Raw genomic sequence first — 21139 nt, 5'->3', positions numbered from 1 at the left:
CATGCAAGACATTTCCAATATGAATCGTGAGGGACTTCCTTCCTCAAAAAGCTTGTTCAAGGCGACCGGAGTGGCTGCTGTTATCGGCGGAGTGGTTCTGGTCACAACCATCCTCCCGGCCGAATATGGCATCGATCCCACGGGACTCGGCCAGACCATGGGGTTGACTGTACTCAGTCAGGCTAACGCCGCTGAGTCCGCGCAGCCTGAGTCAGCACCGGCCTCGTCAGGTAACCTGCTGGCATTGTCGGCTGGCCCGGTCTGGAAAACGCCAGAAGGGTTGAGTTCTGATTCCACAACCGTCACTTTGGGACCAAACGAGGGTCTGGAAGTCAAAGCCACAATGGCCGAGGGTGATCGAATGGTCTTTAACTGGACCACGGAGGGAGGTTCGGTGAACTTCGATATGCACGGTGAACGGTTCAATGACGGCGACAATTTCACCAGCTACTGGCAGGGGCGCGACCAGCCGTCTGCGAGCGGAGCATTTGAGGCACCGTTTGACGGTACGCATGGATGGTACTGGGAAAATCGCGGAGAAACAGCTGTCACTGTGGTTCTTGACACCAGCGGGTTTTACAGCGGCATTAGCAAGAAGTAATTCAATTATTGATCCTTAGGAGTTATCTCATGAAAAAAATGATTCACGTATTTGCAGCGGTCATTGTTTTGTCGGTTTCCGGCTACGCATTTGCCGGGGCTGGCCATAGCCATGGTGCTTCGGAGCCTGTTTCGAAAGAACAGGTGACCGAGCGAGCAGCCGCCGTCAAGCAGCAACTCGTCAATTCAGAACAGATTGCTTCTAGCTGGGCGGAAGCCTCCAGAGGCAAGGCCGAGCAGCGGTCTACCTCGGCGGGTAAACTATGGGTCGTCCAGTTTGCTAATCCTGACTCTGCCAGCGAAGACAAAGCGAACCTGTATGTCTTTGTGGATGAGTACGGCAACCCCGTTGGAGCTAACCACTCCGGCAAAATGTAAAGCTGGAGATGGAGCAAAGGCCCGCTAACCGCCCGGTTGCGGGTCTTTAGTCAGGAGAACCATGCTTGAGATTCTGAAAAATCGCACCTACCGGCATCTGTTTTTAGCCCAGGTCGTTGCCCTGCTGGGAACGGGGTTGGCAACGGTTGCCCTGAGCCTTCTGGCCTTTGATCTTGCTGGTGATAAGGCGGGGCAGGTGGTTGGCACAGCCATGGCAATCAAAATGGTCGCCTATGTCTTCATTGCCCCCATTGCTGCAGCACTGGCGGAGAACATACCTCGTCGTGTGATGCTGGTTTCTCTGGATCTGGTGCGAGCTGCCGTTGCACTTGCCTTGCCTTTTGTGACTGAGGTCTGGGAGGTGTATGTACTGATCGCCGTGCTGCAATCGGCATCTGCGGCCTTTACGCCGACGTTCCAGTCCACCATCCCGGACACCTTACCCAACGAGGACGACTATACGCGGGCACTGTCCCTTTCCCGTCTGGCTTACGATCTTGAAAACCTGATCAGCCCGGCTCTGGCCGGCATGCTGTTGTTGGTTACCAGTTGGCAGGGGCTGTTTTCGGGCACGGTGGTTGGCTTCATCGCATCCGCGTTGCTCGTCGTATCGGTGGCTCTGCCTTCTGGCTCTGCACCGCAGAAGCATCGGGGTATCTACGAGCGTGCCCGCCGTGGGTTTCGTATTTTTATGGCCACACCGCGCCTTCGGGGGCTGATCGCGCTGAATGTGGTGGTCAGCATGGCCGGCTCCATGGTGATCGTGAACACCGTAGTGATCGTGCAGGGTAGTTTTGGCCTGACCGATCAGCACACGGCCATGGCCTTTGTGGCATTCGGCGCGGGTTCCATACTGGCGGCACTGGCGCTGCCCGCGCTGCTCAGAAGCTGGAAGGACCGTCCGGTGATGCTGGCAGGGGCTTGGGTGTTGCTCGGCGGTTTGGGCGCGGCTTGGTTTGCCGACAGCATCTACATGCTGATGCCAGTCTGGGCGCTGCTTGGTGTCGGATTCTCAACGGTTCAGACACCCATAGGTCGTTTGCTCACACAGTCTTCTCATGGCGAAGACCGCTCAGCACTGTTTGCAGCCCAGTTTTCGCTGTCTCACGCCGGCTGGCTGATAGCCTATCCGCTGGCGGGATGGCTTGGTTCATCTGTCGGCATTCAGCCAACGCTGATTGTGTTGGCGGTTCTTGGGCTAGTCTTCCTGGTTGTTGCCAGCCGACTGTGGCCCGCCGATGATCCATTGGTGATTGCCCATAGCCATCATGACCTGCCACGCGACCACCCGCACAGAACGGAATCGGGAGCGGAGCATTCCCACCGGTATGTGATTGATGAGCTGCATCCGCGGTGGCCGGGTTAAATGACTTCGTCGCCTTTCGACGTCAAGCTGATGAAATGTGCCCTAAGATCAACTCCAACTCGATTCAGGAATCCTCCTGGATAAGAGTAACGAGGTTACGTCGAATCTCTTCAGCGCTCAGCACGGTCAGCGGCGAGAAATCGTAGGGTAGAAGGTGGTCAAGCAGTGACATAGCGTTGCCAGTTCTTGACGGTCCCTTCCGAGCTTTCGTGAAACAATAGTTAGCGCAGGATCAGGCGCACTTTGTTCGGGTACGCACATAAGATCTATTTTTAGATGAGCTCAATGGGTGTCAGATTTTTCAGGTGTCCGGTAGCAGCCGACCAGGCACCTACCGCAGATAAAGCATCATTCCAAACAGTTCCACCAAAGACTGGACGACAATCACCACGACGGCCGCAGCCCAGGCTTCTGGTATTGAAAGTGCCAAAGGTAAAACCACGAAGGAGTTGCGTGTTCCAAGGCTGAAGATGACGGTACGGCCGGTTGCTGCCGGTAATCGGAAGACCCGGCGCAGAGCTTTTCCGACCAGAGCCGCCGCTAGCAGATAAGCCGGGAACAGTATCATCAAGGGCCATATGAGAGGGCCGGTACTGTCGATCTGGCTGACCTGTGTCATCGTGATGATAAAAAGTACGACTGTAAGCAGAGGGACCGGCATCAGGCCCATGAAGCGAATGAACCCGGTGGCTTTTCTGGAGTTTTCGGCCCATTTTTCAGTCAGAAATGCCAAGATAATCGGGACAACAATCAGCCCGACAAAGGCCGGCAGGAGGTGTCGCCCAAGCTCCAGATTTAAATCGAATTGACTGCCCACAAAAAGCCAGAGGTAGAGTGGCAGAAGAGACAGTTGAGCAATCAACAGAACCGGCGTTGCCGCAATGGCTCGGGTGCTCTGGCACTCCTCCACCCTGTCGCCGAGGGAAGAGGTCTATCCGGCAATGAGGCCGGAAAAAACAGCGATGAGGTAGGCCCAGACCTGATGGCGTTCAATTACGTCTCGCATAAGGTGTTCGTAACCGTGTGGCATGTCGGCCATTCGCAGCCGATCTGCCACACGGCACCCTTTTCAGCAGCCCTGCTAGCCATGGCCATAAGTATGGGCATCTTTGTGACTGTGATCAGGGTGCTCAAACTCCAATGTTGAATGAGTGATGCTGAATTCGTTTTCCAAAGTTCGTTTTATCCCGTCCTTGACTTTCTCAAGTTCATTCCAGGCACTTATCTCGACCACCACATGGGCGTCGAGGGAGGCATCATGCTCACCCATCTGCCAGAAATGTACGTGGTGAAGGTCGATAACGCCTTCTACGTTTGATACAGCCTCAATGACCGAATCTGTGTCAATATCCACAGGACTTCCCAGCATGAGTGTTCGGATGGTTCCGCCGATTTCCGTCAGGCCCAGGTAGAGAATGTAGCTGGCGATACCAATTGTGATTGCGGGATCAACCCAGCGCATGTCGTACAGGAGAATCAGGGCACCGCCTACAACGACTGCGATTGATGCAAACGCATCAGACAAGTTGTGTAAAAACAACGCACGAATATTAACGCTGCCCTTCTGCATAGAGTAGGTCAGCAGCGCGGTCAGCGCGTCCACCACCAGTGCGACAATGCCAAGCCAGATTACCCACCATCCCTTGATTTCCGTCGGCTCAATGAATCGCATGGTACCTTCGTAGATCAGGTAGAGGCCTATCATGATCAGGGTGGTGTAGTTTATGAGTGCCGCAACGATCTCAATTCTCCCATAGCCAAAGGTCATCTTTGAGTCGGCCGGGCGGCGTGCAATTTTCCGGGCAGCAAAAGCGATAACCAGCGATGCCATGTCTGAAAAGTTATGTATAGCGTCGGCGATCAACGCCAGGCTACCGGCGAAGATCCCGCCCGCGATCTGGGCGACAGTCAGGATGCCATTCGCCCAGATGGCTACTGCAACTCGCTTGTCCTTGGTATCCGGTGACATGTGAGCATGCTCGTGGCCCATTATTTTCTCCTTGTTCGGTAGTTGTTCATTTCGTGTTGTTTCCGGCACTTTTTTCGGCCCTGAAGCCCGTGACAAAAATCATGGTCACACCCAGGACTATGAAGACGTCGGCAAGATTGAACGCCGGCCAGTGCCAGCCCCCGCCATCGGCAAAGAGACTGAAGGCCGCGGCCCTATTTCAAAGATGCACCCTGTTAAAAAATAGGGTGATTTGCCACACTATTCATTCCGGTCGATACTCATATTCACGTTTCTGGTGCTCGTTCGAATAACGCTATTTAAAACTCTGTAGTAACTATAGAGTCAATGTTTAGCCTATGCTTGGATATGGGCCCCTTAACCAGCGCACGTTCAAGTGTCACCACTTGACCCTGTATTAGCTGCTGGGCCGAAGCTTTCGGTATCAATTGGCCGCCGGGATCTTTATCGGGCAACGGCAATTCCTGCGGCGATTACTTGTGAGTCTCTTGTGAAAGATTCTGGCACACCTCCGGGCTTTGGATATCTGGGTGAGTGGGCCAGCCAGGATCAGAGATTCCTCAGTAAGCTCCGCGAGGACGGATTCTGGGATCAGAAGTACTGTACGGGCCTGGCGGAACGGGGGCTCCGGTGCAGATATTCGGTTTTAGCTGATCGTACTCGAAGCCCTGGGGACGTCGACTGTCACGCAAAGTCCGTGTTCTTTGGCGCGTGAGAAATGGAGGCTTCCACCATAACGTTCCACAATTTCCCGAACAATCGCCAGCCCAAGGCCATGGCCGGGCGTTTGCTCATCCAGCCGCAATCCCCGTTGACCCAGCTTGCCGATTTCAGTCTCAATGACGCCTGGCCCATCGTCTGAAACGCCGATCTGCAGATTTCCGGAGTGTTGAACGAGTGACAGTTCCACGCATCGTTCTGACCATTTGCCTGCGTTGTCCAGGAGATTGCCCATGATTTCATTCAGGTCGTGTTCCTCAATCGGCCAGCGAGCGTCCTCCGGCAGGGAGCTCGACAGTTCAAAAGACTTTTCCGGGTATAGCCGCCCCAGCATCCAGAGTAGGTCCCGCGCCTGTTTCAGCGGGTAAGCGCTTTTTCCAACTTGCGGCCCTGCAAAGCGACTTCGGCGCATCTCGGCTTCAAGCTGTTTGTCGATGTCATTGAGTCTCGCGGTCATTTGAAGGCGGAGATCGTTGGAGAGCGGACGACTGGTGTCCTCAAGAATCTGCCGGACGGCCGCAATGGGTGTTTTCACGCTGTGAGAGAGGTTTGCCAGCGCATCCCTTGAGCGTTCCAGGCGTTGATCCAGCGAGTCGAGCAACTGGTTGAGCTGCTGGACCAGCGGTCGAAACTCCTCAGGCGCCTGAACATGAATCCGCGAGACCTTGCCATCCTGAAGTCGCTTAAGCGTGGCTCTTAGCTCGACAACGGGGCGCATGGACAGATTGATACCGAACCAGATTACAACGACCAAAAGCAGAATCAGCAGAATAGAGACGATGGCTGTCCACGCGTGCAATTCTGCCTGGCTGCGTTTCAGGGCGCCTAGATCCTCGGACACGATTACTATAATAGGGGTGTCGCCCACCAGGAACGACTTTCGATACGCGAGAATGTCCTTTGGCCCATCGACGGTATCCGCATCCTGCACACGACGGGTTCCATCTTCTGCTGATTCAATTAAGGACGTTAACACCGGCGCCCAGGAATCCGGGGAAATAACGGTTGAAGAAGGAGAATGTATGGCAAAGGCGTGGTGAAACACCTCCTGAAAGTAGTCGCCGGTCTGGAGATCATCCAATTGACCGCCAGAGTCGCGAATCTGGTGTTCCAGAAAGGCGACCTCATCCTTAAGTCGTGTCGCAACGAATTCCCGGGACATCCGGTCCAGTAACAAGCCGTGAACCAGCCATGCAAGCCCCATTAACGCAATGCCGGCAGGCAGTAGTAATAAAAGCAAAGTTCCTTTGACGGATTTGGGCTTGCTAAACAGTGTCATTGAACAGATACCCCTGGCCGCGACGGGTAGAAATGGTGTCGTTGCCTACCAGTTTTCGCAATCTGCGGATGTAGGCTTCGATTACGTTCTCATTCGGGGTGTCGTTCAGGTTGTATAGCTGGTCCATTAACTGCTCTTTTGAAAATACATGACCGGGACGGCTCATCAGACAGCGCAGCAGGCGGAATTCCGTACCCGTGAGGCTGTATTCTTTGCCATCGTCGGATTTCAGGCTCTGGCGATTCTCATCCAGTTCGTAGCGTCCGGCTTTTACCACGGAATGAATGCGCCCTTCGCTTCGACGCACAATGGCGTTAAGCCGGGCGATCAACTCCTCAGTCTGGAAAGGTTTTGCCAGGTAATCGTCTGCTCCCGCTTTCAGTCCTTCTACTTTGTCGTGCCAGTCGCCCCTTGCCGTAAGGATTAGCACCGGAAAGCCGATCTGGTGTTTTCTCCACGTCCTTAAAACGTTCAACCCATTGCCGTCTGGCAGACCAAGATCAAGAACAACCGCGCGATAATCTTCCTGCTCGCCCAGAATCGCGGCTTCTCTGGCCGTATGGGTTGTATCAACGCTGAATCCCGCCTTTTCAAGCTGACGACCTAAACCGTCTGCCAGCAATCGGTCGTCTTCAACGAGTAGTAATCGCATCGCGGTGCCCTTTCTCTGAGTCAAGAGTGTATCGAGTGTCGCCGATCAACCTGAATTCATCCTGAACGACAAAATAGTTGGATATTTTCAGTAAGAATTCAGGTTAGTGCGCGATGGTGTTCTTCCTATTTTGGCATTGCTCTATGTTCAGGGCTAACCAGCGCCGGCTTTGCCGGTCAGTATGACAAAGGAGAAGACAAGATGAACGCATCCAAGTTGATTGTTGCAGCCGCCGCCATGTCGATGTCGGCAGTGACCCTCGCCGGTGGTGCTCATGGCGGTGGCCATGGCGCCAGCAGCGGCGAACTGGGTAAAGCCTCCGAAGCCAGTCGCACTATCACGGTGGAAATGTACGATAATTACTACGAGCCGGAAGAAATCACTGTTGAGCCCGGCGAAACCGTGCGCTTTGTGGTGAAGAACGAAGGTAGTCTCGTTCACGAGTTCAATATTGGCACCCCCTCCATGCACGAAGGCCATCAGAAAGAAATGATGATGATGGTCGAGCATGGTGTGATTCAGGGCGGCAAGCTCAACCAGGACATGATGAGCATGGACATGGGCAATGGTAAGACCATGAAGCATGATGACCCCAACAGCGTGTTGCTTGAGCCCGGGCAGAGCAAGGAAGTTGTGTGGAAGTTTACGGAAAAAGGTGACATTGAGTTTGCCTGTAACGTGCCAGGCCATTACGAGTCAGGAATGTACGGTGACGTAAATTTCGAATAATACAGTGCGCTGAGTACCGAACGAATGCAGGGGCTGGTGATGGCTTCCCAGCCCAGCTCCAACGAAATGCAGTTTGGAGCAAAACAGATGAAAACACGCTTTTTGACAGGATTTTTGAGCCTGCTGATGCCAGCCATGGTTTTGGCCGGTGAGTACGACCTTACGGTCGACCGGGTAAAAATTGATACCGGCGATTTCGTGAAGGAAGGTATTGGATACAACGGCGCATCTCCGGGACCGGTGATGCGCTTCAAGGAAGGCGAAAACGTCAGGATCAACGTGACCAACAATCTGGATGAGATGACGTCCATTCACTGGCACGGTCTGATCCTTCCTTTCGATCAGGACGGAGTACCAGGTATCAGTTTCCCGGGCATCAAGCCGGGTGAAACCTTTACTTACGAATTTCCCATCCAGCAAGCGGGCACCTACTGGTTCCACAGCCACTCTGGTTTTCAGGAGCCGGATGGCGCCTACGGTTCCATCGTTATCGAACCCGAGGGGCGTGAACCGTTCCGTTACGACCGCGAATACGTCGTCCAATTGACCGACAAACACCCGCATTCCGGTGATCGCATCATGCGCAACCTGAAAATGATGACTGATTATTACAACCGCGATCAGCAGACCGTGGGCGAGTTTTTCTCGGATGTGTCCGAGAACGGTTTTATGAACACAGTTCGGGATCGCATGGCCTGGGGTGGCATGCGCATGATGAAAGCAGACGTCGAAGACGTGCATGGCTTTACGGGCCTGATCAATGGCAAAGGGCCGGACCAGAACTGGACCGGACTCTTTGAGCCGGGTGAGCGGATCCGGCTGCGATTCATCAACTCCTCTGCGATGACCTACTTCGACATCCGGATTCCCGGTCTGGACATGACGGTTGTCCAGGCTGACGGCAACAATGTTCAGCCGGTCAGTGTGGACGAGTTCCGGATCGGTGTAGCGGAAACCTACGATGTGATCGTGCGCCCGAAAGATGAGCAGGCTTATACCATTTTTGCTGAATCCATGGGACGGTCAGGCTATGCAAGGGCTACGCTGGCCCCCGAAATGGGTATGGAAGGGTCCGTGCCACCAATGCGTGAACCAGCGCGCCTGACCATGGCTGATATGGGGGGCATGCCTGGCATGGACCATGGCAGCATGGCAGGCATGGATCACGGAAACATGGATATGGGTGACTCGGGTGACATGTCCGGGATGGATCATTCCTCGATGGAGGGGATGGACCACTCCAACATGGACAGCATGGATCATTCCAATATGGAAGGTATGGATCATTCCAGCATGAAAGATATGGATCATTCGGGCATGTCTGGCATGTCCGGCATGTCTGGCATGGACCATGGTTCCATGGCGATGGGGAAAGAAGAAGCAAACGATCCTTTCTACGCCAAGGGCAGTGGCCTCATGCCCAAAGCTGCTAATGGCGGTAAATTCCTGTCTTACGCTGACCTCAAGGCTCAGGATCCTTTGTATGAAGACCGCGAACCGACCCGGGAGATCGAGCTTCGCCTGACCGGCAATATGGAGCGTTACACCTGGAGCATTAATGGCGTCAAGTATGAAGACGCCGATCCGATTCGTCTCAAATACGGTGAGCGGGTCCGCTTCAAATTTGTCAACGAAACCATGATGACTCACCCCATGCACCTGCACGGTATGTGGTCCATCCTTGATGTTGGCGCAGGCCAGTGGAATCCGATCAAGCACACGGTCAGTGTGCAGCCCGGCACCACCGTTTACATGGAAACCGAAGTCGACGAGCCAGGCCAATGGGCGTTCCACTGCCACCTCTCTTACCACGCGGCCGCTGGTATGTTCCGTAAGGTGATTGTTGAAGGTGGGCCAGAGTCGACGCAGGCCAAAACAGACGCGGCTGCTGAAGAAGGAGGTGAGGCATGAGTTGTATTCGATCACTTGTTGCGGTCAGTTTCTTTGCCTCTATCGGATTCTCAACGGCGGTGACAGCTCAGGAAATGATCTCCGACACCACCGCTCGTAAACAGCCGCTCACAACCTGGGGTGTTCAATTCGAGGAGTTTGAATACCGCTACAGCGACGATAACGAGGAACTGGGCGTCTGGAACGCGGATGCTTTTTATGGCACCGACGAGTTTAAAGTCCGCTTGCTCACAACCGGGGAGTACGAGATCGAGGAGCAGGCCTACGAAACACTGGAAAACCAGTTGGTCGGCCAGATCCCCATCTCCAGGTTTTTCGACGCCAAAGCGGGTGTGCGTTTCGATACGCCCGAAGGGCCGGACCGTACGTATGCCGTTCTCGGTGTCGCCGGGCTGGCACCCCAATGGTTTGAGATCGATGCAAATCTGTATGTGAGCAATGAAGGTGAGACGTCCGCTGAGCTGGATGCGGAGTATGAATTATTACTCACCAATTATTGGATCCTCGGGGCGACACTGGATGCGACGGTCGCATTCAGTGAGGATCGTGAAATTGGCGTTGGTAAAGGGCTGGTTTCCACGGAAACCGGCCTCAGGGTGCGTTATGATCTGGTTGACCGGGCATTCTCGCCATACTTGGGCGTGGTGCATGAGCGTAAGTATGGTGATACGGCGGACTTTGCGCAGGCAGACGGCGGTGGTAGAGAAGACTGGTTTGCCGTGATTGGTGCTCGTATCGTGTTCTGACCGTGGTGTCTTGGGCCAGGGTCTTCCCCTGGCTTTTTTTTCAGGATTTGATGTAGGTCAAATGTTCGAAATGCCCCGTCAGATTTCGGTGGCATGTCAGGTTTTTGAATAAGAGTATCAGGAGAGCGAATGAGCAGGGAGCAGGACCGAACCACTCGCTATCAGGAGGGGAGTCTCACACTCACGGGAACCGTTATGCTGGGTACCGGGGTGATGATTGGTGCCGGTATCTTCGCTTTGACCGGGCAGATGGCACAGATGACGGGCACTCTGTTTCCATTGGCGTTTCTGGCCGCGGCGATAATCGTCAGTTTCAGCTCCTATTCCTACATCAAGATTTCAAATGCATACCCCTCCGCCGGCGGTATCGGTATGTACTTGCACAAAGCATACGGTGATCGGTTGCCGACGGCTTTCAACGCGTTGCTGATGTACTTCTCGATGGTAATTGCCCAGAGCTTCCTGGCCCGAACCTTTGGATCTTACACCATGCAACTGTTCGGTGGCGATGAAAGCGGCCGAATGGTGCCGATTCTTGGCGTAGCCCTCATTATGGCAGCGTTTCTGATCAATCTACTCGGCAACCGGATGATTCAGAGCGTAGCGTCTTTCATAGGCGTGTTAAAGATTGGAGGCATACTGATTTTCGGAATTGTGGGTATCTGGATTACTGATAACCTCGCAGTAGACTTTTCAGGCACGGGCGAAGCCGGAGCAACGGGTAATTTTCTGGGTGCGACGGCGCTGGGAATACTGGCCTTCAAGGGTTTTACCACGATTACCAACAGTGGCTCCGAGGTAATCGACCCCAAACGGAATGTGGGGCGGGCGATCATTATTTCCATCGCGGCCTGCGTAGTGATTTATACCCTGGTGGGTTTTGCGGTTGCCAGCAATCTGTCGCTGGGTGAAATCATTGAAACGCAGAACTATTCGCTTGCGGCCGCAGCGCGTCCGGCGTTGGGCGAGTATGCGGTCTGGTTCACGGTGGCGATTGCTATGACGGCCACCGCCGGTGGCATTCTGGCCAGCATTTTCGCCGTCTCGCGTATGTTGGCCATGCTGACTGAAATGAAGCTGGTTCCTCACCGTCATTTCGGTATGCCTGGCAGTATCCAGAAGCACACGTTGGTTTACACGGTGGTTCTCGGGCTCGTTCTGACGGCGTTTTTTGACCTCTCACGGATTGCCGCTCTGGGCATTGTGTTCTATTTGGTAATGGATATTGCCATTCACTGGGGAGTTCTTTGTCATTTGCGCGACGATGTGAAGGCAAAGGCGTGGGTGCCAGCGATTGCTATCGTCCTGGATTTGCTCGTACTCGTGGGTTTCGTCTGGGTCAAACTGAATAGTGATCCGTTTGTTATTGGCGTGGCGGTAATTACGATGATTGTTATCGTCGCAGCAGAGCATATTTTTCTGAAGAAGTTTCTGCGCTCGGAACATGAAGAATCGCATGTCCGTGATCACCACTAATCGGCGATAACTGGATCGTTGAGCTTTTTGTAACCCTGTGATAGGACTAGACGCCAGCGTTGATGTGACACCAATTGTTGAACGAAAGCGGGAGGGATCAGGATGAAAGCAAATAGCTTTAGACTATTCGTGTTTTTGTTGTTTTTACAAGCGCCATATTTACAGGCTGATGAGATTCTCTCGGGCGAAGATGTTGCCAATGTCGTCGTCGGAAACACGGTGCAAATGGTATTTCGGGATGCCCAAGACAATTTTCGCACTCGAACCTTTCATGAGTACTATGATCCCGATGGGTCGATCTATGGAATGACCAAGTATCGTGAACAACAGGGAAACCTTACCCATTATATTGGAAGATGGGAGGTGAAAGACGGTAAATTTTGCACATCTGTCTACGGTCGCAACTATTCCTGTAACAAGATAAAGCCTTTGTCTGGCAATAATTTCGAATTGGTCAATGAGGGAGGCGAGATCAGGAATGTTAAATTATACGAAGGGAAGCATCACGGACTGGAGTAGGGTACCCGGGAATTATTTTCATCGGGCATCCTGGCAAGAGAGTGAGGGGCTATTTGGTTGCTCGATCCGAGGATTGGATAATGAGTTTTTTGGAACTGTATAGTCTTTTACTTGCCCTGGTGGTCGGCATCGTGGCTACCATCCTGGGCCTTTACGGGTTTGTGCGCGTGATGGGCTCTGCGCGCGGGGAGCCGGGCAAGGATGTGCCGGCAAGCTCCGGTGTGCTGTCGCGGGATCCGGTGTGGGGGCGCTATCACGCGCGTTACTACGGTTACGCATTGTTGTTCCTGGCCTTCGATATGGAAATGGCGTTCATGTACCCATGGGCCGTCGTGTACAAAGAAGTAGGGCTGGTTGCTTTGTATGATATGGGCGTATTTCTTGCCATCCTCTTTCTGGGCCTGCTTTATGGCTGGAGTCAGGGGGCATTGAGGCGTCAATGACTTCTGATCATCCCATTAACACCACAGGTTCGCGTCAGAGGCAGACACGGTTTGCCGCTCTTCAGAAGTGGGTTTCCCGTGCATTTGCGCGTGACCTGAGTTGTCTCATCGTCCCGGGACAGGATGTCGCTCTGGCGCATGGCTTGAATGTGAGTGCCACCGGCATGCGTGTCAGCGCCTCACCCCGTGATGCGAATGTGCTTCTGATCGTCGGCGGGCTTTCAGAAAAAATGGGCGAGGTTGCAACGGTGCTTTATGCGCAGATGCCCCGGCCCCGCACTATTCTCATGCTTGGCGGCAAGACGCCATCGTCTTTTCCGGATGCTGATGTATCAGCGGGTCTGTCGCAAAAGGCACTGGCCGACGCGGTTGGGCGGCTGAAGCGGGCACTGGCGGAAGGTGCCTTCGCTACTTCAGCGGAGGATTTTGATGCCTCCGTCCTGCACGTCAAAATCGAGTACGTCTGCCCTATGCACCCGGAAGTTGTCGAAGACGAGCCGGGCAGTTGCCCCAAATGTGGCATGGATCTGGTAGCACGCGAAGCGGGGGAGCAGACTCCTGAAGGCGGCCACGATCATGAACATCGCCATGATCACGAACAGCAGTGCCAAGACCACGACCACGACGACAGTAACGAACACCAACAGGAACACGCTCACGAAAATGCCGCGACCGAATATACCTGCCCCATGCACCCCGAAATTGTTCGGGACGAGCCTGGCAGTTGCCCCAAGTGCGGTATGGACCTGGTAGTCCGCGAGGACGGGGAAGATGAGGCACACTCAGAACATGAACATTCCAGCCATGATCACGGTGAGCATGATCACAGTGGGCATGAGCATGGAGGGCACGATCACGGTGGCCACGATCACGGTGGCCACGATCATGGCGCCTCGGGATTCATGTCGATGATTGAAGTCACCAAGGATCTGCCACGCAGTGCCGATGGCCTGCAGATGGACTGGCTTGAGGTGCCGTTCGGTCCGGTCTTCCCCGGCTTGCCCGGCGGACTGAAGTTGACGCTCACGCTCGACGGCGACGGTGTGACCGAAGGGCAGGCGACCTCCCTGGTGGGGGTGACCAACGAAGGTGAGAATATTGAAGAAAGTGAAGAGATGGATGCTGAGACCTTCATTGGGTATCTGTCAGCCGCAATTCCACTGGCACCGGTGAGCTACCGTCTTTTAGTCTGTCTGGCAATAGAGCAAGCGGCAGGGCTGGAGGGCGATTCGGCAAACGCCGGTGCTCGCACCGGCGCCCTTGAGCGTGAGCGCATCGCCAGTCACCTTGGCTGGCTGGCTCAGTTAGGGCGCCAGCTCGGCTTTGCCTGGCTGACGCAACGGGCCGCAACTCTGCAACTGCAAGTCAGAGAGGCTAACAGGGACAGTCTTGCTGCCCTGGAGCCAGCGCTGCGCACATTGGGAACCCGCCTTGAGCGAACGCCTTTACTCAAATCACGGCTTAAGGGTATCGGCCTGCTGCCAACGGAATCTTCTGACCTGCGCGGGCCCGTAGCGCGTGCTGCGGATGAAGGTGGAGATGCCTGGGCGCGCCTGAGGCAACGCCTGGCCGAAATTTCCGCCAGCCTTGGCCTTATAAAGTCGGGCGGGGAACCGGCGCTGCCGGTTCTGCGCGACGTTGGCGATGTGTCAGGAACCGGTGAGGCCACCGTTGACACTCCGCGCGGCGAGGCCCGGCTAAGTCTGAAACTGGAGCGCGGCCATGTTAAGTCATACAAGCTGGACACCGCCTGTAGTCAGCATATCGGCCTGGTCCCTAAGCTTGTCGAGGGCCAGGAACTGGGCGATGCGCTGCTGGCAGTCGGGTCACTGGACCTTTCGCCCTGGGAGGTGACTTCGTGACCGTCGCTATTGTTTTGCTCGCGCTGCTTGGCAGCGCCTGGCTGCTGGCTGTGGTTGAGGGCTGGATGGCGACTGGTCGCCTGAGCCCGGCCGCGCCTCTGTTTCGCGGCCTGGCTCACCTCGGCCGTGAGTCCATAGTACCGCGCTCACCAGACCGGGTCTTCTTCGAGGCCGCGCCCGTGCTTCTTTTGGTTGTCGCCGTGCTCGGTATGGCAGTCCTGCCGCTGGCGCCGGACCTGATCATTGCGGACCTTGGCACTGGCGCACTGTTTGTGAACGCGGCCCTGGCCTACGTGCTCGTCGCGGTGATCATGGCGGGTTGGGGGCCGGATGGAGCCTACGCGATGATCGGTGGCTGGCGCTTTCTGGGCCAGCTTATTGCCTATTCCATGCTGATTGTCATGCCGATCACGGCCGTGGCCATGCGTGCCGAATCCCTGGTAAACACTGCGATCGTTGGCTCCCAAGCGGGTCTATGGAACATCGTCTACCAGCCCCTGGGCTTCGTGCTGTTTTATATTGCGGCCATGGCACTGGCATTCCGCGCCCCTTTCGACCTGCCTTCTGCAGAGGGGGAGCTTGGCGGCGGTGTCGACGCTGAGTATACCGGGGTACGCCTGGCGGTGCTTCGCCTTGCCCGGCTGACGCTGGTGGTTACGCTGGCCTCCGCGACCACGGTGTTCTATCTCGGCGGCTGGCATGGGCCGCTGCTGCCGCCCTCGGCCTGGAGCCTGATCAAGACCCTGGCCGTGGCCGTGTCGATGCTGCTCGTCGGCCACTATCTGCCACGCATCCGCGAGGCGAATCTGATGCGGTGGTGCTGGGTCCTGGGTATTCCCCTCGCACTGCTCAATATCATTATTGTCGGCTTACTGATTCTGGTGGTTCCCTGATGTATGCACAGGCTTTTTTCGTTGCCGTTTTCGGGCTGGCTGCCATTGGCTTCGGCGTGGTGGTGTTTCGCACCTCGTCCATGATGCGTTCCGCACTGGCACTGCTGTTTTCGATGACCGCCGTCGGCTGCCTGTTCCTGGCGATGCAAACCGAATTCCTGGGCGTGCTGCAGATCATGATGATGGCCACCGAGATGAGCATCATGGCCATCTTCATGGTGATGTTCATGATGGATCCCGGCGGGCTTGGCGGTATGGATATGAGCCACCAGAAGCGCTTCTCGATAGGTGCCGGGGTGAGTGCCGCCGTTGTCGCCATCGCCGTTGCGCTGCTGTCCGACTGGGGCCCCGCAGCGGAGCAGGTGGTGGACGCGCAAGCGCAGACACGGGCGTTGGGCATGGAACTGCTGGGACGCTCAATGATGATCTTCGAAACCGCCGGCATCACCATCCTGACCGCAATGATCGCGGCCACTGCGGTGTCAATACCGGTGAAAAAGCTGGCGAGTAAAGACGGCAAGGAGGCATCGGAATGACCATGATTCTGATATTGGCGCTTGTGACCGGCGCCATCCTGTTCGGTATCGGAGTCTATGGAGCTCTGTCACAGACCAATCTGGTGATGATCATGATGGGCGTGGAGCTGATGCTGGCAGGCGCCATGGTGAATCTGGTGGCTTTCTGGCGCTTTCTGCATCCGGAAGCCTATTCCGGCCAGATGTTTGTGCTGGTGGTGATGACGGTTATGGCACTGGAGATGGCGGTCGGCTTTGGCGTTGCTATTGCGCGCTTCCGGGCCAAGGGCTCAGTCGAGATGGAAGAAGCGGAGGACCTGAAAGGATGAGTGCAGTGCTTCTGCCGATATTGCCACCGCTGATAGCCGCCCTGGCGGTGTTGATACTGCGCCGTGGCAGCGCTGCGCTGGCCCTGGCTGGCGCGACGCTCAGCCTGGCAGGCGGTGTCCGGCTGCTGGCCGGAGCCCTTGACGGCCAGGCCGAAACCCTGCTTCTACCCGGGCTGCCGGACATGCCCTTGCGCCTGGTTTCGGGTCCGATGACGGCACTGCTGAGTGTGGCAGTGGCCACGGTCGGAACCTTCGTTCTGGTTTATGCCATCGGCTATATGAAGCGGGAGTCCGGCCAGGCGCGCTTTTATGCCGTAATGTCGCTGTTCCTGGCGGCGATGCAGGCGTTGGTGCTGGCTGGCGACTGGGTTCTGTTGTTGGCGGCCTGGGAACTCATCGGCCTCTGCAGTTACCTGCTGATCGGCTTCTGGTTCCAGCGGCCGGAAGCCGCAAACGCAGCCAGCCGTGCTTTTCTCTATACCCGCAGCGCCGATCTCGGGCTTTATGTGGCGATATTCATACTCATCGGGTCGTCAGGTACCAGTGAGATCGCCGCCTCTCTGGAAGTTGGCGGTAGTGCCTCGACCGCCGCCGGCCTGCTGTTATTGCTGGCGGCCATGGGTAAGTCGGCCCAGGTTCCCCTGCAGGACTGGCTGATGCGCGCCATGGCCGGCCCGACACCGGTCTCGGCGCTGCTGCACTCGGCCACGCTGGTGGCGGCGGGCGCCATTCTGCTGATCCGGTCTGCGACGCTGCTGAGTCCTGAAGCGCTTTTCGCTATAGGGCTTGTGGGTGGTATCACCACGGTGGCGGCCGGGGTGATTGCGCTTGCCGAACGTGATCTCAAACGCCTGCTGGCGGCTTCCACGGCCAGTCAGTACGGCCTGATGCTGATTGCAGTGGGCGCCGGGGTTCCGACAGCCGCGCTGTTGCACCTTCTCGCCCATGCTGCCATTAAAAGCACCCTGTTTCTTGCTGCCGGTGACTTTCAACATGCCCGCGAGGGTACCGCTTTTGATCAGTTGAAAGGCGTTGGCCGCGCCAGGCCCTGGGCCTTTGCCGGCTTTGCGCTGGCAGCGCTGGCACTGGCGGGCATTCCACCGCTGAGCGGGTTCTTTTCCAAGGATGCGGTAATTGCTGCCGCGCTGTCGGGGCAAGGCGCCGCCTGGCTCGGCCCCCTGGCTCTGGCGGGCACTCTGCTTACCGGCGCCTATATGGGCCGGGCTTTACGGGTGCTCTGGCAGGGCTCGGGCGACAGCCGGCCGGTAGAAGGTACTGGCTGGATGCGCGCTGGCATCTGGGGTCTGGCGATCCCCGCCGCTGGCCTGGGTCTGGCCTTTGGTCCCCTGGAAACAATACTTGATCTGCCCGCTCCGGAAACCGCAGGTACCGTCGCCATAGTGCTGGGGCTCGTCGCCGCATTGGTCGGGCTGGCCTTGGGCTGGCTGGTGCCGGTCCAGCGCCTGCTTGGACCTGCCCATCAATGGGCAGAATCGGGTTTGGAGGTCGCGGGCGGGCTTACCGCCTGGATAGGCCGGCCCGCAATGGCTGTTGCCCGGGGCTGTGACCGTCTGGAGGATCATCTGTACGCGGCCGCGCTTGCCATTGGTCATACAGCTCTCAGCATTGCCCGTGGGGGCGAGCGACTGGAACAACGTTTGTATCTGGCCGTACTTGGCGTCGGCCGCGCCAATCTGGCGGTGGGTCGCTGGGTTCGCAGCGGGGATGAGCGTGGTATCGACGGCCTGATCTTTGCCCTCGTGGCCGGTGTGCGGGACCTCGGCGCGCGGGCGAGAACCCTGCAAAGCGGCCTGATCCATCACAGCCTGGCGATCAGCGCCGTAGCCACCGCTGTGCTCCTGGCCATCCTGTTTTCAGCTTCACTGAGTGTCTAAAGGAACCCTGTACTCATGTTACCACTTGTATCCCTGACCCTGTTTTTGCCACTCGTCGGCGCTGTGCTGATTCTGTGTTTGCCGAAGCCGACGGCACGGACGGTGCACAGCATAGCGATCGCCAGTGCCGCCCTGACCCTGGTCGGCGCTCTGGCCATGTGGCTTCAGGGCGTGAGTGGTGACGGCTTTTCCCAGGTCGAAGAGCTGGTATGGATGCCGGCCATTGGCGCCGCCTACCGGGTCGGGGTTGATGGCATCAGCCTGCCGCTGGTGCTGCTGAGTGCCGTGCTTTTCCTGGTTTCTCTGATCTATGCGTCGTCGCTTCGCGACCGTCCGCGTGCCTACGTAGCTCTGATCCTGCTTCTGGAAACCGCGGCAATCGGTACCTTTACCGCCCTGGACGGCATTCTGTTCTACGTCTTCTTCGAAGTTTCCCTGGTGTCGATGTATTTCATGATTGCCGGATGGGGACATGAAGACCGGCAGCGGGCCGCCCTGATGTTCTTTATCTACACCCTGCTGGGCAGCCTGCCACTGTTGCTCGCAATTCTGGGGCTTTACCTCGGCAGTCCCGACCCCACCTTCGATATGCGGGCGTGGATTGCCAATCCTCCTCTGGAGGGGGCGGCGGCCATGTGGGCGTTGATCGCCATGCTGATTACCTTCGCGGTCAAGATTCCTGCGATACCGTTGCATACCTGGTTGCCTGCGGCCCACGTTCAGGCACCGACCGTTGGTAGCGTCATCCTGGCGGGTATCATGCTGAAGTTCGGCACATACGGGCTGGTGCGGTTCGCCCTGCAAATGACCCCTGACGCCCTCCGCGATGCCGGCATCGTTGTTTTGTTTTTCGGTGTCGTCAGCGCAATCTACGGTGCCTTTGCCGCCCTGGCACAAACTGATCTCAAGCGCCTGGTGGCCTATACCTCAATCAACCACATGGGCTACGTCATTGTCGGCGTCGCCGTTGCCGCACTGACTCTGGACCCGTCGGTGCGTGCCGTCGCGCTGGATGGAGCCGTGCTGCAGATGTTCAGCCACGGCCTGGTCACGGGGGCCCTGTTCCTGCTGGTAGGCATGATTCAGGAGCGCGCCCATACCCGGGAAATGAACGAGTTTGGCGGCCTGCTCAAAACGGTTCCACTGCTTGGCTGGTTCTTTGTGCTGGCGGCTTTTGCGTCTCTGGGGCTTCCAGGCCTCGCGCACTTCCCGGCGGAGTTCCAGATATTCCTCGCGACTCTGGGCACCACTCCTGTCGCGGTTGTGGTGATTCTGGGGATTGCCATTATCGCCGGGACCTTTCTCAAGGCCCTGCGCGAAATCTTTCTGGGTGAACCCCGGGATCGCTGGAATAGAATGCCGGACTTGAGCCCAAGGGAAATTCTCGCGGTTGCGCCCTTGCTGGCGCTGACCGTCGCTACCGGCGTGGCGCCGTCCTGGGTGTTGGACGTCATTCACCGGACTACTTCGGCACTGGTGCTGTAATGGGTCGAGATCTCGCATTAATCATTCCAGAAATTGCCGTTCTGCTGACGGCTGTTGGTGCCCTGATTGCGGAAATGCTGCGACAGCCCCGGATTTCGCTGATCATTGCCGTCATCGGCCTGGTCGTTGGCACCGGGCTGACCCTGCGCCTGCTCGGCACAGACACAACGGTATTTGGCGGCAGTTTCCGCATCGATACGTTAAGCATCTGGGCCAAGCTTATCCTGCTACCAGCTACGGTGCTCTCGATGCTGTTGGCGCGGGTGGATGTCCGGGGCAGCGCCCGCGAGGGTACGGTTTACAGTCTGCTGATTTTTTCAACGCTGGGTGCCCTGGTACTGGCGGGGGCAGGGGACACCATGTTTCTGGTGCTGGGTGCGTTGCTGACTGGCCTGGCCACCTTCGCCCTGGTTGCCTACCCGGATACGGACCCGGCGACCGAAGCGGCGATGAAATTCTTTGTGTTCGCTTCCGTCACCACTGCCATCATGATTTTCGGTTTGAGCTACTGGTTCGGTGCCTCCGGCTCTACGCTGATCGCCGATCTGCCGTCCATGGATACCATGCCGCTGGCCGTTATTCTCGGGTTCGTGGCTGTGGTAGTGGGCCTGGGCTACAAGGCATCACTGGTTCCGTTCCACTTCTGGGCACCCGACGCCTACGAGGGCGCGCCACTGTCGATTGCCGCCTACCTATCCGTCGTGCCCAAGATTGGCGCCCTGTTTGCGCTCACTCAGGTGGTTCGTCACCTGCCACCGGAAACCGGCTGGGCTGCGGTCATGGCGGGGCTGGCCGTGCTGAGCATGACCTATGGCTATCTTGCGGCACTGGTGCAGGATAACGTCATCCGGCTGCTGGCCTATTCGTCGATTGCCCAGTCCGGCTATTTCCTGCTGGGCATCCTCGCGGTGGGCTCCAGTGAGCTGGCCTTACCATCGATCATTCTGTTCGCCGCCGCCTATGCGGCTATGAACCTGGGCGCTTTCGCGGTTGCCGCCATAGCCGGGCGCACTCTGAACGATTTTAGCGGGCTGGGCCGGTCGCGGCCTTTGATTGCCATCGCAATGGTAGTCTTCCTGCTGTCATTGGTGGGCATTCCGCCACTGGCAGGTTTCGTCGGCAAGTTCCTTCTGTTTGCGGCAGCCATTGACGTCCAGTTCACATGGCTGGCGGTGGTGGCGATCATCAATAGTGCACTGTCGCTGGCAGTGTATCTGCGCATTGTTGTGCCGATGTACAGGGGAGGGGATTCTGCATCCGTTGAGCTTGATGCATGGCTGGGATTCGTGGTGTTTGCGACGGTTGCAGCCACATTCATCATCGGACTGGGTGCCCAGTTTATGATTGTTCGCGACATCGTATGATGTGCCTA

Annotated in this window: 20 protein-coding genes and 1 pseudogene; 16 read left to right on the top strand and 5 right to left on the bottom strand. The window is 56.8% G+C overall.

The annotated features are described in order from the left end of the window. Position 1: 1 nt before the first annotated feature. The 3 genes from SIC19_RS02630 (at position 2) to SIC19_RS02620 (ending at position 2344) form a co-directional block, all read left to right on the top strand. A complete protein-coding gene (locus SIC19_RS02630; RefSeq protein ID WP_036206189.1) occupies positions 2-601 on the top strand; it encodes a hypothetical protein in 600 nt (199 codons plus the stop codon). 29 nt (positions 602-630) lie between these two features. Continuing rightward, positions 631-978 (top strand): DUF6488 family protein, encoded by a 348-nt coding sequence (locus SIC19_RS02625; RefSeq protein WP_036206192.1) that lies wholly within the window; start codon positions 631-633, stop codon positions 976-978. Positions 979-1039: 61 nt separating this feature from the next. Continuing rightward, positions 1040-2344: an MFS transporter gene (locus SIC19_RS02620; protein ID WP_127400853.1), complete on the top strand. Its 1305-nt coding sequence runs from the start codon at positions 1040-1042 to the stop codon at positions 2342-2344. Positions 2345-2675: 331 nt separating this feature from the next. Here SIC19_RS02620 and SIC19_RS02615 read toward each other — a convergent pair whose 3' ends face one another. From SIC19_RS02615 to SIC19_RS02595, 5 genes and pseudogenes are all read right to left on the bottom strand, one after another. Further along, a complete protein-coding gene (locus SIC19_RS02615) occupies positions 2676-3206 on the bottom strand; it encodes a hypothetical protein (protein ID WP_412535570.1) in 531 nt (176 codons plus the stop codon). A 219-nt stretch (positions 3207-3425) separates the two neighbouring features. After that, positions 3426-4334 carry a cation diffusion facilitator family transporter gene (locus SIC19_RS02610; protein WP_036206197.1) on the bottom strand — a complete coding sequence of 303 codons (909 nt, stop codon included), beginning with the start codon at positions 4332-4334 and terminating at the stop codon, positions 3426-3428. A 25-nt stretch (positions 4335-4359) separates the two neighbouring features. Next, a pseudogene (locus SIC19_RS02605) lies at positions 4360-4440 on the bottom strand (signal peptidase II); the annotation flags it as partial. A 519-nt stretch (positions 4441-4959) separates the two neighbouring features. After that, a complete protein-coding gene (locus SIC19_RS02600) occupies positions 4960-6312 on the bottom strand; it encodes a sensor histidine kinase (protein WP_036206199.1) in 1353 nt (450 codons plus the stop codon). After that, positions 6299-6964, bottom strand: coding sequence for a response regulator transcription factor (locus SIC19_RS02595; RefSeq protein ID WP_036206201.1), 666 nt, complete (start codon positions 6962-6964; stop codon positions 6299-6301). Before SIC19_RS02595 ends, SIC19_RS02600 begins: the two co-directional genes overlap by 14 nt. 201 nt (positions 6965-7165) lie before the next feature. On the opposite strand from SIC19_RS02595, the gene SIC19_RS02590 reads away from it, so the two are divergent. From SIC19_RS02590 to SIC19_RS02530, 13 genes are all read left to right on the top strand, one after another. Then, complete coding sequence (locus SIC19_RS02590) at positions 7166-7693, top strand: cupredoxin domain-containing protein (RefSeq protein WP_041335181.1); 528 nt, start codon at positions 7166-7168, stop codon at positions 7691-7693. Between the two features lie 87 nt (positions 7694-7780). Beyond that, positions 7781-9604 (top strand): copper resistance system multicopper oxidase, encoded by a 1824-nt coding sequence (locus SIC19_RS02585; RefSeq protein ID WP_127400855.1) that lies wholly within the window; start codon positions 7781-7783, stop codon positions 9602-9604. After that, positions 9601-10350 (top strand): copper resistance protein B, encoded by a 750-nt coding sequence (locus SIC19_RS02580; RefSeq protein ID WP_127400856.1) that lies wholly within the window; start codon positions 9601-9603, stop codon positions 10348-10350. The genes SIC19_RS02585 and SIC19_RS02580 overlap by 4 nt, the downstream gene beginning before the upstream one ends. Positions 10351-10479: 129 nt before the next feature. After that, positions 10480-11826: an APC family permease gene (locus SIC19_RS02575; protein ID WP_036206222.1), complete on the top strand. Its 1347-nt coding sequence runs from the start codon at positions 10480-10482 to the stop codon at positions 11824-11826. Positions 11827-11928: 102 nt separating this feature from the next. Continuing rightward, entirely contained in the window at positions 11929-12345 is a 417-nt protein-coding gene (locus SIC19_RS02570) for a hypothetical protein (RefSeq protein WP_036206225.1), read from the top strand. Between the two features lie 80 nt (positions 12346-12425). Continuing rightward, the gene (locus SIC19_RS02565; RefSeq protein WP_036206228.1) at positions 12426-12788 is read left to right on the top strand and encodes an NADH-quinone oxidoreductase subunit A; all 363 of its coding nucleotides are present in this window, start codon (positions 12426-12428) and stop codon (positions 12786-12788) included. After that, a complete protein-coding gene (locus tag SIC19_RS02560; protein ID WP_221886043.1) occupies positions 12785-14650 on the top strand; it encodes a heavy metal-binding domain-containing protein in 1866 nt (621 codons plus the stop codon). Before SIC19_RS02565 ends, SIC19_RS02560 begins: the two co-directional genes overlap by 4 nt. Further along, entirely contained in the window at positions 14647-15543 is an 897-nt protein-coding gene (locus tag SIC19_RS02555) for a complex I subunit 1/NuoH family protein (protein WP_036206231.1), read from the top strand. The genes SIC19_RS02560 and SIC19_RS02555 overlap by 4 nt, the downstream gene beginning before the upstream one ends. Beyond that, the gene (locus tag SIC19_RS02550) at positions 15543-16079 is read left to right on the top strand and encodes an NADH-quinone oxidoreductase subunit J (RefSeq protein WP_036206233.1); all 537 of its coding nucleotides are present in this window, start codon (positions 15543-15545) and stop codon (positions 16077-16079) included. Before SIC19_RS02555 ends, SIC19_RS02550 begins: the two co-directional genes overlap by 1 nt. Next, entirely contained in the window at positions 16076-16387 is a 312-nt protein-coding gene (gene nuoK / locus SIC19_RS02545) for an NADH-quinone oxidoreductase subunit NuoK (protein ID WP_036206236.1), read from the top strand. The genes SIC19_RS02550 and nuoK overlap by 4 nt, the downstream gene beginning before the upstream one ends. Beyond that, complete coding sequence (locus tag SIC19_RS02540; protein WP_062372457.1) at positions 16384-18282, top strand: NADH-quinone oxidoreductase subunit L; 1899 nt, start codon at positions 16384-16386, stop codon at positions 18280-18282. Before nuoK ends, SIC19_RS02540 begins: the two co-directional genes overlap by 4 nt. A gap of 15 nt (positions 18283-18297) precedes the next feature. After that, the gene (locus tag SIC19_RS02535) at positions 18298-19767 is read left to right on the top strand and encodes a complex I subunit 4 family protein (protein WP_127400857.1); all 1470 of its coding nucleotides are present in this window, start codon (positions 18298-18300) and stop codon (positions 19765-19767) included. After that, the gene (locus SIC19_RS02530) at positions 19767-21131 is read left to right on the top strand and encodes an NADH-quinone oxidoreductase subunit N (protein ID WP_036206245.1); all 1365 of its coding nucleotides are present in this window, start codon (positions 19767-19769) and stop codon (positions 21129-21131) included. Before SIC19_RS02535 ends, SIC19_RS02530 begins: the two co-directional genes overlap by 1 nt. Positions 21132-21139 lie beyond the last annotated feature (8 nt).

This window comes from Marinobacter sp. MIT930201 (genome assembly GCF_047122665.1).
GTDB classification, from domain to species: Bacteria; Pseudomonadota; Gammaproteobacteria; order Pseudomonadales; family Oleiphilaceae; genus Marinobacter; species Marinobacter salarius.
The sequence above is the reverse complement of the archived record's forward strand: the minus strand, read 5'-3'. Positions and strand labels throughout refer to the sequence as shown.